The organism is Chryseobacterium sp. C2(2020) (assembly GCF_014218915.1).
GTDB classification, from domain to species: domain Bacteria; phylum Bacteroidota; class Bacteroidia; order Flavobacteriales; family Weeksellaceae; genus Chryseobacterium; species Chryseobacterium mucoviscidosis.
Window position 1 is genome coordinate 1 of sequence record NZ_JACLCT010000062.1, and the last position, 11632, is coordinate 11632.

An 11632-nucleotide genomic window follows, 5' to 3' on the forward strand; every position below is an offset into this window, starting at 1 on the left:
AAATCTTGTAATAAGCTCTTATTTTTCATCCTAAATAAATAGGCTGTCGTAAAATGAAAGGTTTTTCAGTGACCTCACAATTTGTAGCGGTTTTTTTATTTTATCATCACAAAAAAATTCTCTGAAAATCCAATTATTATTATATTTGTTGAAATGGCAACGAAAGCACTTTTCAATACGGTAGTCAATTGGTTTATCCGGCAGAGGATAGATCAGATTCAGAATTTCATGAATCATCCTATTGAAACACAGAAAGGTATCTTATTTTCCCAGTTATTTCATGCAGAAGATACGGAGTATGGGAGAAAATATGGTTTTAATTCCATTTCGAGTTATCAGGACTTTAAGAACAAAGTTCCGGTTGTTACCTACGAAGAAATGGAGCCTTATATTGAAAAAGCAAGACAAGGACAGAAAGATGTAAGCTGGCCCGGTTACATCAAACATTTTGCAAAATCCTCCGGAACCACGAACGCCAAAAGCAAATTCATCCCGATTTCTGCAGAAAGCCTTGAATACTGCCACATGAAAGCCGGAAAAGATATGGTTTCCATTTACGCCAACAATCACCCCGAAAATCAGCTTTTTAATTACAAAAATCTTCGTCTGGGCGGAAGTTCAGAGCTGTATGCGGATTTCAACACCAAATTCGGCGACTTATCGGCGATTTTAATAGACAATCTTCCTTTCTGGGTAGAAGTTACCACCACTCCGAGTAAAAAGGTTTCTTTAATGGGAGAATGGGAAAGCAAACTCAGAGCCATTACTTCCGAAGTTAAAAAGGAGGATGTAGGAAGTATTTTGGGGGTTCCGAGCTGGATGATGGTTCTTTTACAGAGGGTTCTGAAAGAAACTGACTTCAAAAATATTTCTGAATTGTGGCCGAATCTTGAAGTATTTTTCCACGGAGGAATCAGCTTTAAGCCTTACAGAGAACAGTATAAGCAGATTATCGGAAAAAATATCAATTACTACGAGATCTATAATGCTTCCGAAGGCTTTTTCGGAATTCAGGACAGATCCAACAGTGATGAAATGCTTCTGATGCTCGATTACGGTATTTTTTATGAATTTATTCCGATGGATCAGTTCCATTTTTCAAATCCGAAAGTCGTGAGTCTGGAAGATGTGGAAATCGGGAAAAACTACGCCATGGTGATTACGACAAACGGCGGATTGTGGAGATATCTCATTGGCGATACCGTTGTTTTTACCTCAACCAATCCGTTCAGAATAAAAATAACAGGAAGAACGAAACATTACATTAATGCGTTTGGGGAAGAACTGATGATTACTAACGTTGAGTCTGCGCTCACCAAAGCCTGCGAAGAAACCAATGCATCCGTTTCTGACTTCACAGGAGCCCCAGTTTTCATGAAAGAGAACGAAGGCGGAGCTCATGAGTGGATTTTTGAATTCTGCGAAAAACCGGATAATTTAGAGCGTTTTATAGATATTTTTGACAGTCATCTTAAATCAATTAATTCCGACTACGAAGCGAAACGCTACAACAATATGACGCTGAAAAGACCGATTGTTCATATTGCAAAACCTAATCTTTTTTATTGCTGGCTTGAATCCAAAGGCAAACTGGGAGGACAGAACAAGGTTCCGAGGCTAAGCAACGATCGAGAATATATTGATCCTCTACTGGAACTGAATAAATAGAAAAACCGCAGAAAAACTGCGGTTTCATTTTTATCAGAAGAATTTAATTTACTTGCTTAAATCTTCTTTTAATTTTTTAGCGCCTTCCTCAACTTTGGAAGCTCCTTTTGCTGCTGCATTTTTCACATCTTTTCCTACTTTATCAGCGCCTTCTTTGATGTCCTGCCCTGCTTTCTGAAGATCCTGCTTTGTTTTGTCTGCAGTGGCGTCTATTTTATTTTTTGCATCTTCTGCAGCGTTATCAATCTTTTTTCCGGCAGCATCAATTTTTGCCTGAGTATTTTCCTTCACATCATTAATCTTTGCCGTATCCACTCCCACTCCGTTTTCAGAAACAGTAGTGGTGGTAGTAGTTGATCCGTCAGGATTTTCAACAGTTTCTGTTTTTGATGTTGACTTTGTACATGACACAACCACGGCTGCGATCATCAGTACAGATAAAATGCTTTTTTTCATACTTTATAATTTTTTTTTAAAACGTTTTTTTGTGATTTATATTATGCAGATTTTACCTCTGCAGAAGGCTCAGATGTTTTCTTTTTCTCCTCGTCTGTTTTTTTCTTTTCTTCTTCTGCCTTCTTTTTATTTTCCTTTTCAAGTTCTTCTTTCAGTTTCTTTTCCTGCTCCTGAAGTTTTAATGCCTCTTTTACCGAATCCTGATAATGTTTTGAAGACATCCTGATCTGTCTTGCAACATCTACAGAAATCGCGCCATTCGAGAAAGAATCGATTGCGGTGGTATCATAACTTGCTTTCGGGCTGTCTGCGGGATAAAAATCTGCCGGTTCTTTTTTTGAACAGGACATCACAAAGGCTGAAAAAATAATAGCGGCAAAAGATAAATTTTTCATGGAACTAATTTAACAGAAATTCTGCAATTACAGGATAATGATCCGATAATCTTACAGAATTATCCACTTTATAGCTTAAAGGAATAATTGATTTTGAACTGAAAATATAATCGATTCTCAATGGAACCTTATAATCGTGAAAGCTTGAAGAGCTGCCGTTTCCCGCTGCTAAAAAAGCATCCTGAAGATCTTTTCCCAGATTATAATATTCATAAGAATTGGGAACAGAGTTGAAATCCCCCGCCAGAATTACAGGATATGGTGAAAGATCTACCGCTTTTCTTATTTTTTTGATCTGATCTTCGTGTGCTTTAAAGGTAGGAATCATGTGAGAAAGCAGTGTATTGATTTTTCCGCCTTCCTTTTTCAGCCCATCGAACTGAAGCATCGATTTATGCAGCCTGAAAGGTTCAAGATAAACATTCACAATCCGAACGATTTTACCATTGATATCTACATCTGCATAGAAAGAATTTCCTCGCGATTTATCTGTGATTAATTCTTCCTGTCTTACAATTTTATGTTTGGTTTTTAAAATAACCGAAGGATATTTCACCAGATCCTGTCTCAAGGCACGGTTGGTATCTTTTTCCTGAACCAGAATGATATCTGCATTCTGATCCTGAATATATTTTTTCACTTTATCCCAGCCAAAATCGCCATATTTTACATTAAAAGTAATGACTTTTATATCTCTTATTGATTTCTGACTTTCTGCTTTGGGCGTAAAATTGATCCACCTTCGGATAGGATTATAAAATAAAAATGTTCCCAAAACGAATGCAATGGCAATTTTTTCCTTCCTGAAAATCCAGATCACTGTAAAAATAATATGTAATGAAATAAGATAGGGAAAACCCAGAGAAAGAAGATTCAGATTTCCGAACAGATTAGGCGGAATCCATGCGTTTCCCAATGTACACAGGAGTAAAATACCAACAATAATATGGAAAAATAACAATACTTGACGCGGCTTCATGAAAACAGTCTAAGGGATATAAAGCTTTTCAGCAAAAATCCTACCACACGAGAAAAATTAACGGTTTTTATGATTTAATTACTGAGCTTAAATGTCGATACAACAGGATAATGGTCTGATAATTTTGCAGATCGGTCGACCTTATAGCTCAATGCTTTAACGGATTTTGAAGTAAAAATATAATCGATCCTGATCGGGAATTTATAATCATGGAAACTGGTTGCGCTTCCGCTTCCTGCTTTCATAAAAGCATCTTCAAGATCTTTTGACAATTCATAATATTCATACGAATTAGGAACTGCATTAAAATCTCCAGCCACAATAACCGGATAAGGCGAACTTTCAATGCTTTCTCTTATCGGAACAATCTGCTCCTGATGTATTTTGAAGGTAGGAATCAGTTTTCTTACGATATCTTTCAGTTTCTGCTCGTCTTCTTCACTGTCGCCGTTCAGTTTAACCATACTTTTATCAAATCTGAAAGGCTGCAGATACACATTGATGATCCGGTAGGTTTTTCCATTGATCTCAATATCTGTCTGGGTTGCATTACCGTTTTCATATTCGCCATCAAGCAAATTTTTCTCAGCAATGACTTTATGTTTTGTAAAAACGCTTGTAAGGAGGGTTTTGCTGCTTTGCTTCAGATCTTTAAAATCGTATTTTTTATTAACCATCTCCTGAAACAGAACAACATCCGCATCCTGACTGTTGATGAAATTTTCGATATTTTCTTTTCCTAAAACACCGTTTTTAACATTGAAAGTAACGATTTTTAAATCTGCTTTTTCATTTTTTGGCTGAGAAAAATTAATCCAGCGTAAAACAGGATTGAAAAACAGCAGTCCCGCGAAAAAAAAGACAAATGCTCTTTTCTTCCTACTGATGATCCAGAAAACCGTAAGCAAAATATAAGCAATTATCAATAGGGGAAAACCTAAAGAAAGCAAATTCAGCCAAGGAAATATTTTTGGCGAAACATAAGCATTCATTAACATTCCGGATAATAAAAGAAATATTCCGGTATGAAGGATGAGAAAAATAAGGCGAAGGATTTTCAAGAGGTTTTAATTAAATCTGTACAAATGCTTTCTCCAAATTCTTGCCAGAATAAAACCTACGATCGCACCTCCAACGTGAGCTAAATGCGCAATTCCGCCTCCATTTCCGGAAACCCCCAAATAAATAGAACCAATAACGACTACCGGCAATACATATTTAACTTTCATCGGGATCGGAATAAACATAATTCCGATTTTTGCATCCGGATAAAGTGTGGCAAATGCCGCCACAACACCGAATATTGCTCCGGAAGCTCCTACCATCGGTGTTCCCATAATTCCGTTGAGTTCTCCAATCAATTCCTGTTGTCGAAGTACAGACTGAGAAGAACCTGAATATTGTACAGAGGAACCTGAAAGATATTCATTCAGATTAAATCCTAACTGCTGCAATTCGCTGGAAATCTGCTGAACTTCAACAAAATTCCACAGATTGAACAGGAAAAAGGCTCCCAAACCACTTAAAAAGTAAAGAATTAAATATTTTTTTTCTCCTAAGCTGTTTTCCAGTATGGGCCCGAAACTGAATAAAGTAAACATATTGAAGAGGATATGCATAAAACTTCCATGCATAAACATATGTGTAACAATCTGCCAGGATTTGAAAAATGGCGAGAAAGGATAAAAAGCAGCAAGATATCCTACAAATCTATCCTGAAACAGCAAATTGGCTATAACAAATACAGCAACATTGATGATGATTATATTTCTCGTTACCGGAGGTATACTGTTAAACATAGCTTCTAAAATTTGTTTTTAAAATCATTAAACGGAACTTCGTAGAAACATCTTTTTCCGTTGGGTAAAAATTCCGGAAAGCCCAAAGCGGTAAAATCCTTGATAAGCTGCTCCGCATCTTTTTTGTATATGAAATCGAATCGTGATTTCGACTGAAGCTTACTCCACTGATTCTGATAATACTGCATAAATTCTTCCTCAGACTTATATTCCAGAATTTCAAAAAGATTTTCAAGATACTTCATGACCTGCGTTTCTTTCAGTCCTTCCGGAACCGCATCTATTCTCAACACACTTTCGTGGGCAATGCTCATTTCAAAACCAAGCTCCGGAAGATATTTTTTAATGGAATTGTATTTCGCCTTTTCAATCTCATTCATATGATATTCGAGAGAAAAAAGCAGAGCATGACCGTTGGTTGTTCCTTTTTTTACGGGTTTTGTATTTTCAGAAACCACAAGTCTGTGCATTCTTCCCAAATCCAGCATCAAAGTTTCATCCCCTTTGTTGAACAGCCAGTATCCGTTCGGTAACCTCATCAGATCTTCATCAAAATCTTCATCCTCAAACAGATTGATCTTGGAAGGTTCTGCAGTGATATTCTGATGGTACATTTCCGTAAGATTCTGAATTTCCGCCTGCGCAACTTCACGTTCTTCAATAAAAGGATTGTAGTCTTTATCTACGATGATTTCCGGCATTTTCAGCGTTGTACCTCCTCCACTGTTTCCTTTACTCGGGAACGTTTTGTGCATAATTTCATCAAAGTGAGGATCTTTTTCAAAATCCAGACTTGGAGAAACGTTATAAATTCCCAAAGAACGTTTGATGGTGGAACGCAACAGAGCAAAGATCAGATGTTCGTCTTCAAATTTTACTTCTGTTTTCTGCGGATGGATATTAACGTCTATTTTTTCAGGATCAATATCTAAAAAAAGGAAAAACGTAGGCACATAACCCGGCAACAGCAATCCTTCAAATGCTTCCTGAACGGCTTTATTGAAGTACGGACTTTTAAAATACCTTCCGTTGACAAATAAAAACTGTTCTCCTCTTGTTTTTTTCGCTCCTTCCGGTTTGGCAACATACCCGTGAAGTTTACACCAGATAATATCTTCTTTGATGGGAATAAGCTGCGGCTGCAGTTTTCTTCCGAAAACATCCACGATACGCTGCATCTGGCTTCCTTTTCTTAATCTGAAAATCGGCTCATCATCATGAAACAGGGAAAACTCAAGCGTTTCGTGCGCTAAAGCAACTCTTTGAAATTCATCGATAACATGTCGGAATTCTACATTGTTGTTTTTCAGGAATTTTCTTCTTGCCGGAACGTTGTAGAACAGATTTTTAACCAGAAAATTAGAACCTTCTGCCGTCTGAACAGGATCCTGAAACTGGAAAACTCCGCCTTCAATGTAAATATTTGTTCCGATGGTAGCGTCTTTCTGCTTGGTTTTTAATTCCACCTGGGAAACGGCCGCAATCGAAGCCAGCGCTTCACCACGGAAACCTTTGGTAGAGATTTTAAAAATATCTTCTGTTCCTCGGATTTTTGAAGTCGCATGTCTTTCGAAAGCCATTCTCGCATCTGTTTCAGACATTCCTTTTCCGTCGTCTACAACCTGAATCAGATTTTTTCCGGCATCCCGGATAATCAACTCAATTTTTGTGGCATCTGCATCGATGGCGTTTTCCAAAAGTTCTTTCACAATGGAAGCCGGTCTCTGCACTACTTCTCCTGCCGCAATTTGGTTGGCTACATGATCGGGTAAAAGCTGAATAATATCTGACATAAAAAACGTAAATCAACTTACAAAAATAGTCATTCAAAATAAGAATAAAAACTATAAACTTCTGAATTAAAATTAATTTATCAACATATCAACATTCTAGCCATGCTTCAGATTCAGACAAAATGTCTCGTTATCGGGGTTTTCCTAAAAACACAATCCCCCAATTGCGTTATACAATTAGAGGATTGATTCACAGCTAGTTTACACAAAATTAATACTGATATTTATATCTCTTATTTAACATTGTCTGTTTATTCAGGCAAAGCTTTACAAAAAGTATTCAGAATGTTATCAAGAATTTTGATCTTTTATGCTAAGCTTCTGCCCATTTTATTCATCAAATACAAGCTTTCTTTTCTTGTCTCTTTTCTGTTCTTTAATCACCGGAATTCCGTGGATTTTATCATAAAAATATGCCATCAGATTCGGTTTCTTATAAATTTTGCTGTACCGGTATTTCGTATTGAAATGTCTGATATGAATTTTGTACGCATCGTACCCGATTACGACCAGCAAACACAGACTGATTACATAAAACACTCTGAATTCAAGATAATAATAGGTTAACCCTGAAAAAACCGCACCCAAAACATAGGAAATCATGATGCTCATCAGCAGTTTTGCTCTTCCGACCAGTTCGCCGTTCTTTCTGAATTTTTTCTGCGTAAACATGGAGAATAAAATCCCAAGATCGGTAGTGGTACCTGTAAGGTGAGTTGTTTTTACCGAGAAATTAGAAATACTTGCCGTTAAACCATTCTGCAGACCCGTTGCGAATAGCATTAGAGCGACCAGATATTCCGTTTCTTCCAGTGTTTTCCGGTAATAAAACTGTCCGTAGATTCCCACAAACAATAAACACGCGATCTCAAGAACCAATGGCATTGCATGGGCGAAATATTTACTTTTCTGATTGAATGTAATCACAATAAAATTCGACACAAATCCCCCGAAAAAGAACAGGAAAATCCACATTCCCACCACCGCAACCTGCGACCAGTTTGCCTTGCTGATTTCTGCCGCAAGAATGGCATAATGTCCCGTTACATTAGAGGTAAAAGAGAGAAATATCAACAGGGAAGCAATGTTTATAGTACCTGCCGTAAAGGCAGTCAGCGTTCCTAATCTGATGTTGTCTCCCAACGTTCTGCTGTTACTATAATTCCTTAGCATTTTTCTAAATTTTTAAAGTTCTTTGATGTTAAGCTTCCACAAAGATTTCCGCCAGTCTTCCTTTTTCCGGAAGGCTTTTGCGAACTTCAACCGAAATTTCCTGAGATTTCAGGTCTTTACATTTTTTGATGTAAGGAATAAGATCGAACTTACCATTTCCTCTGCTTTTAATAGAAGGAGAATAGTATGCTTCTTCAATATTTTCCGCTTTCACATAATTATTGAATGTTCTCTGGAAACTTCCCGTGAAAATATCGCACACAATCTTATTGATCAGGTGAGGATATTTATTCCTGATAATTTCATACGCATCGCAGAATTCCTGCGGTCTGATTTTATTGAAAATGGTACTTTTCGTGTTAAAAAGAAGATCTCTGATGGAATCTCCCATATCATACCCCGAAACCAAAAGAATGTTATATTGATTCTGGTCTTCCGAAGCATCTTTTTCTCTCATTACTTTTTTCAGAATGTTCAAAGATTCAAGAGAATAATCGGTGGCTATTAAAATCGTCTTGTTCATATTAATGAGATTTAGATTTGTATTTATTCTTTTTTGATGATACAAAACTAAAACGACCAAATTAGAACGTCTTTGGAACGGAATTAAAATGTGATTAAAGAGATTAAAATACGATTAGAATCTGTTAAAAAGAATTAACAGTTTAAAAATTAACGATGATTACATTAGATCTCTTTTCCGTCTGTCTGCATACTGTAGAAATTCGGGAAACGCAACTGAACGGTCGTTCCCTGATTTTCGTGCGAGCTTACGATTAGTTCTCCACGATGTATTCTCACGATATTTCTTGCCAACGGAAGTCCGATTCCGTAGCCTTCATAATTTTTGGTGTTGGAAGCCCTGAAAAAAGGATCGTAAATTTTATTCATTTCCTGTCCGGGAATTCCGATGCCGCTGTCTTTTACAATAATGTAGACATCTGAATCTGTTGCTCCCAAAGAGACTTTAACCTGCTGAAAATTAGAATATTTGCAACCATTCTGAATAATATTGGCAACCGCAAGATGCAGCAACTGTTCATTGCCCTGAACTTTCAGTTTTTTAGGATTGTCGGGCAACATACTGATATCGAGATAGATATTATTTCTTGAATCTATCCTTCGGAGGGTTTCAATTACATCCCAAAGCAACTGATCGATCCGCACTTTATCCATTTTCTGGATTTTGCCGTCAAATCCAGTCTGTGCGATCATCAGCAAAGCCTTGATTTTTTTGTCTAATTTTTCCGCTTCGTTCAGAATGATTCCCAAAGTTTCTTTATACTCTTCGTTGGTTCTGGAAATCGAAAGTGCAACATCTGCTTCACCCATAATCGACGTTAACGGTGTTCTCAGCTCGTGGGAAACATTTCCGATCAGGTGATTCTGGGTTTCAAAAGAGGTTTCGATACGGTTTAGCATTCCGTTGAAAGTGTCGATGAGTTCGTTTAATTCCTTGTTATCGGGTTGTGGCTCCAGACGCAAATGAAGATTTTCTGAGCTGATTTCCTTTACTTTTCCTGTAATTTTAAGGATGGGCTTAAATAACGTTTTCGATAAATAAAAAGAAAAGATCATACTGAAAAAGAGCGAAAGAACGATGCAGGTAATCAAAGTTCTTTTTAAAAACCCGAGATAGTAAACCACATAATGGTTTTTGGCGGATGCGATGGCAATATAATTTTTATCATCATGCTTAAAAGTCTGCCCGATGTAGTAAAACTCCTTGTCATTAAAATTCGCCTCGCCTTTTTTTACAATGCTTTTAAAAAAATAGTCGGGAATATGAACCTCATCCGAAATTTTCTTAAAGTTTGAATCTGCCGGAATTGCAAAAACATAATCCCGTTCCATCGGAAGCTCTTCATCGTTTAATCCGTTCAGAATGTAATTTTCCGGAAGATCCAGATTGTCTTTGCCTTTTTCGATCTGAATAATGGTGGTGGTACGGATTTTCAGCAGCTCGTAAAATCTCTGATGAGAAAAGTTGACAATTGAAAAATACACCAATCCACTGAACAACAATATGATGGCGGTAAAAACCAACATCAGAAGCACCATCGTTTTGGTCTGATTTGTGACAACTTTATTAAACATTCTTAAGATTTTTTCAGAACATATCCCATTCCTATCACCGTATGAATCAGTTTATTATCTTCCTGATTATCAAGCTTTTTTCGCAAATAATTTACATACACATCTACAACGTTGGTTCCCAGTTCATAATTCACGCCCCAAACCGCTTCCAAAACTTCTGTTCGTGAAATTACTTTTTCAGGATTGTTTAAAAAGTACAAAAGCAGCTTGTATTCTGTGGAAGTAAGTGAAATTTCTTCACCCGCACGCGTCACTTTTTTGGTATAATCATTTAAAACCAAATCTGAAAACTGATACACATATTCATTATCTTCTTCATCTTCAGTAATTTCATTATGAATTCCACTATTGCTTCTTCTTAATAGAGATTTAATTCTCGCAACAAGTTCTATGAATTTAAACGGCTTTACGAGATAATCGTCTCCTCCGTTTTCCAAGCCCAAAACAATGTTCTCGGAAGTCCCCAAAGCGGTTAAAAAGAGAATCGGAACATTCTGATTGGTTTTGCGGATTTCTTTGCAGACATCCAGCCCATTCATTTCCGGCAGCATAATATCGAGGATCACCAGATCAAAATCATTCGACTGCACCAATTGAACGCCGGTTTTACCGTCAAAAGCCACAGAAACTTCATATCCGCTTTCCTGCAGCCCTTTTTTGATAAAGGACACCACACTGGTTTCATCTTCGATAAGGATTATTCTTTTCATTTGAAATTTGGAATTAGACAAAAATAGGGAAAAGATGGGACATGAATAAAGGAGGAAATTTAAAAATAAAAAATCCTCCTTTATCAAATTTTAAAAAAAATTATGTTCTATTATTTTCTGTTAATCATCATCCTTGAAGCCAGAATATGTTCGCAGGGTCCCTGTCTCAATCCGTTTGCCCTGTAAAAACCGCACTGGCAGTTTCCGTCGGTCAGTCGCTGGTCTTTATCAATAAAAGCTTCCGCCTGATAGGTTACATAGCTTTCCTGAATGGTTCCCTGAATTTTAAGAATATCATTTTCAGCGCTGTAATTTATTTTTACTTTATCTTCTGCGATCAGTTGGTTAGCTCTTTCTTCCTGAGGACTGGAGAACCGTAACTGTTTCATATCCAAAGGATCCTGAGTGAGCTCACGAACCCGGATCAATCGCAAAAGTTGGGGAGGAATGTTAAGTAGTTTTATCTTTGCCTAATGCTAAACGATCAAGAATTACTAAAGTTTTTGCTTCCACCATACTTAGTGGATTATTTTGATATTGTGAAATTTGAAGAAAAAGAAGG

The 11632-nt window shown here is 37.0% G+C and carries 12 protein-coding genes; 1 reads left to right on the top strand and 11 read right to left on the bottom strand.

The window, feature by feature from the left end:
- Window positions 1-153: 153 nt before the first annotated feature.
- A complete protein-coding gene (locus H6W52_RS20235) occupies window positions 154-1668 on the top strand; it encodes a GH3 auxin-responsive promoter family protein (RefSeq protein ID WP_116099085.1) in 1515 nt (504 codons plus the stop codon).
- Between the two features lie 48 nt (window positions 1669-1716).
- Here the strand turns inward: H6W52_RS20235 and H6W52_RS20240 are convergent, their stop codons facing one another.
- The 11 genes from H6W52_RS20240 to H6W52_RS20290 form a co-directional block, all read right to left on the bottom strand.
- Window positions 1717-2124, bottom strand: coding sequence for a hypothetical protein (locus H6W52_RS20240; protein ID WP_116099084.1), 408 nt, complete (start codon window positions 2122-2124; stop codon window positions 1717-1719).
- A gap of 41 nt (window positions 2125-2165) precedes the next feature.
- A complete protein-coding gene (locus tag H6W52_RS20245) occupies window positions 2166-2519 on the bottom strand; it encodes a hypothetical protein (protein WP_116099083.1) in 354 nt (117 codons plus the stop codon).
- Window positions 2520-2523: 4 nt separating this feature from the next.
- Entirely contained in the window at window positions 2524-3498 is a 975-nt protein-coding gene (locus H6W52_RS20250) for an endonuclease/exonuclease/phosphatase family protein (RefSeq protein ID WP_116099082.1), read from the bottom strand.
- A gap of 74 nt (window positions 3499-3572) precedes the next feature.
- A complete protein-coding gene (locus tag H6W52_RS20255) occupies window positions 3573-4559 on the bottom strand; it encodes an endonuclease/exonuclease/phosphatase family protein (RefSeq protein ID WP_116099081.1) in 987 nt (328 codons plus the stop codon).
- 6 nt (window positions 4560-4565) lie between these two features.
- Window positions 4566-5297 (bottom strand): rhomboid family intramembrane serine protease, encoded by a 732-nt coding sequence (locus tag H6W52_RS20260; protein WP_116099080.1) that lies wholly within the window; start codon window positions 5295-5297, stop codon window positions 4566-4568.
- 5 nt (window positions 5298-5302) lie between these two features.
- A complete protein-coding gene (mutL, locus tag H6W52_RS20265) occupies window positions 5303-7090 on the bottom strand; it encodes a DNA mismatch repair endonuclease MutL (protein WP_116099079.1) in 1788 nt (595 codons plus the stop codon).
- A 330-nt stretch (window positions 7091-7420) separates the two neighbouring features.
- Window positions 7421-8263, bottom strand: a complete 843-nt coding sequence (locus H6W52_RS20270; protein WP_076391144.1) for a YoaK family protein — start codon at window positions 8261-8263, stop codon at window positions 7421-7423.
- A gap of 28 nt (window positions 8264-8291) precedes the next feature.
- On the bottom strand, window positions 8292-8786 hold the full coding sequence (locus tag H6W52_RS20275; RefSeq protein WP_076391142.1) for a hypothetical protein: 495 nt from the start codon (window positions 8784-8786) through the stop codon (window positions 8292-8294).
- A gap of 164 nt (window positions 8787-8950) precedes the next feature.
- Window positions 8951-10360 (bottom strand): sensor histidine kinase, encoded by a 1410-nt coding sequence (locus H6W52_RS20280; protein WP_087707028.1) that lies wholly within the window; start codon window positions 10358-10360, stop codon window positions 8951-8953.
- A 2-nt stretch (window positions 10361-10362) separates the two neighbouring features.
- A complete protein-coding gene (locus tag H6W52_RS20285; RefSeq protein WP_116099078.1) occupies window positions 10363-11070 on the bottom strand; it encodes a response regulator transcription factor in 708 nt (235 codons plus the stop codon).
- Between the two features lie 110 nt (window positions 11071-11180).
- A complete protein-coding gene (locus H6W52_RS20290) occupies window positions 11181-11459 on the bottom strand; it encodes a hypothetical protein (RefSeq protein WP_123891996.1) in 279 nt (92 codons plus the stop codon).
- Window positions 11460-11632: the final 173 nt, after the last annotated feature.

Bases quoted from the DNA above. Each gene is read 5' to 3' on its own strand.
- H6W52_RS20280 (WP_087707028.1), bottom strand. From the start codon at position 10,360: ATGTTTAATAAAGTTGTCACAAATCAGACCAAAACGATGGTGCTTCTG.
- H6W52_RS20260 (WP_116099080.1), bottom strand. From the start codon at position 5,297: ATGTTTAACAGTATACCTCCGGTAACGAGAAATATAATCATCATCAAT.
- mutL (WP_116099079.1), bottom strand. From the start codon at position 7,090: ATGTCAGATATTATTCAGCTTTTACCCGATCATGTAGCCAACCAAATT.
- H6W52_RS20250 (WP_116099082.1), bottom strand. From the start codon at position 3,498: ATGAAGCCGCGTCAAGTATTGTTATTTTTCCATATTATTGTTGGTATT.
- H6W52_RS20270 (WP_076391144.1), bottom strand. From the start codon at position 8,263: ATGCTAAGGAATTATAGTAACAGCAGAACGTTGGGAGACAACATCAGA.
- H6W52_RS20275 (WP_076391142.1), bottom strand. From the start codon at position 8,786: ATGAACAAGACGATTTTAATAGCCACCGATTATTCTCTTGAATCTTTG.
- H6W52_RS20240 (WP_116099084.1), bottom strand. From the start codon at position 2,124: ATGAAAAAAAGCATTTTATCTGTACTGATGATCGCAGCCGTGGTTGTG.
- H6W52_RS20245 (WP_116099083.1), bottom strand. From the start codon at position 2,519: ATGAAAAATTTATCTTTTGCCGCTATTATTTTTTCAGCCTTTGTGATG.
- H6W52_RS20235 (WP_116099085.1), top strand. From the start codon at position 154: ATGGCAACGAAAGCACTTTTCAATACGGTAGTCAATTGGTTTATCCGG.
- H6W52_RS20285 (WP_116099078.1), bottom strand. From the start codon at position 11,070: ATGAAAAGAATAATCCTTATCGAAGATGAAACCAGTGTGGTGTCCTTT.
- H6W52_RS20290 (WP_123891996.1), bottom strand. From the start codon at position 11,459: ATGAAACAGTTACGGTTCTCCAGTCCTCAGGAAGAAAGAGCTAACCAA.